Here is a 1,044-nt window from a genome sequence, read left to right as displayed (position 1 = left end):
TTTTCTCTCCGTTCCCCTATTTTCTCTTTGTATTTATTCGCCGTGGAACGGGAGAAAACCTTTATTTCAATTTATATAGTAACGGAATTTTTCATCTTTTATATGCCTGTAAGCAGACATTAAGGTCGAATGCCGATTGTACTGATACAACTGTACACCCTGTACACGTTTTTTTAGGTGCAGCTCTTTGAAAAAGAGCCACACCATTACAATGGATACCAGTCTACATTGCCAGCTTCGATAATAATAATGTTCACTCCATCAGTTACTATTTTGGCTCTTTCAGACGATTGGTTTTTGGAAATAAGGACAACTTCTAATATTTCATCAGCATCAAAATCCTTAACACAATCTGTTTCAAAGTATGTCACATCTTCAAAAACAATGAATCCATCAATCATTTCAGGATCTTTGCTTTCATCATAATCAGATTGCTGCCATTTACATAACTCAGTTTCAAGAGATACTCTTTTTGTAATGGAATCATATTCCACATTATTAATTAAACTCCCATGTAAATTATATCTTTTAAGAAAATCAGATATTCTCATCATTTCTCCCCCTTATTAATCACAATATGCGAAGCTTTTGAGCCCTTTGCCACCGGTTTACCGTTTATGTCCAAATACATATCATTTTTTCCTGTGGCATTAGGATTACATATATGATAATGATCTTTTCCTTCATAACCACTTGCTCCCGGCGTTGCTGGGTCAAATCTAACTTTTAGACCCGTTACAGGGTCTTTATATTCTCTCATTTTAGTATTTGCTTTCATTCTTGGATCAGTTACATCCTGCCAACCCCTCTTCAATAAATCTTTAGGATTTTCCGGTAAAGATCTAATAACAGAATGTACTGCTTCTCTAGCAAAAAATTGCAAATCAAGCCTCAGCAATACTTTACTCCCCATTTTACTCAGTTTAACGCCCTCATTTACAACTTTACCGTAACTATTCACCCCAGTGCTAGTGTATAAAAAAGCCCAGCACAAATAGGGCATTTCGGTCATAGAAAATGCCCTAGGTAGCGGAAAGAACTCGA

Annotated in this window: 1 protein-coding gene and 2 pseudogenes; all 3 read right to left on the bottom strand. The window is 36.0% G+C overall.

Annotation, left to right across the window (positions count from 1 at the left end; genetic code table 11):
* Nucleotides 1–72: 72 nt before the first annotated feature.
* Nucleotides 73–153, bottom strand: a pseudogene (locus tag BM213_RS15125) (hypothetical protein); the annotation flags it as partial.
* 53 nt (nucleotides 154–206) lie between these two features.
* A complete protein-coding gene (locus BM213_RS15120; RefSeq protein WP_244149322.1) occupies nucleotides 207–551 on the bottom strand; it encodes a hypothetical protein in 345 nt (114 codons plus the stop codon).
* A pseudogene (locus tag BM213_RS14840) lies at nucleotides 551–1,044 on the bottom strand (hypothetical protein); the annotation flags it as partial. The gene BM213_RS15120 and the pseudogene BM213_RS14840, both read right to left, overlap by 1 nt.

The organism is Anoxybacillus pushchinoensis (assembly GCF_900111795.1).
Taxonomy (GTDB): Bacteria; Bacillota; Bacilli; order Bacillales; family Anoxybacillaceae; genus Anoxybacillus; species Anoxybacillus pushchinoensis.
This window is presented reverse-complemented; position numbering and strand designations above follow the sequence as displayed.

Excerpts from the sequence above, each read along its gene's own strand:
- BM213_RS15120 (WP_244149322.1), bottom strand. The coding sequence starts at position 551 with ATGAGAATATCTGATTTTCTTAAAAGATATAATTTACATGGGAGTTTA.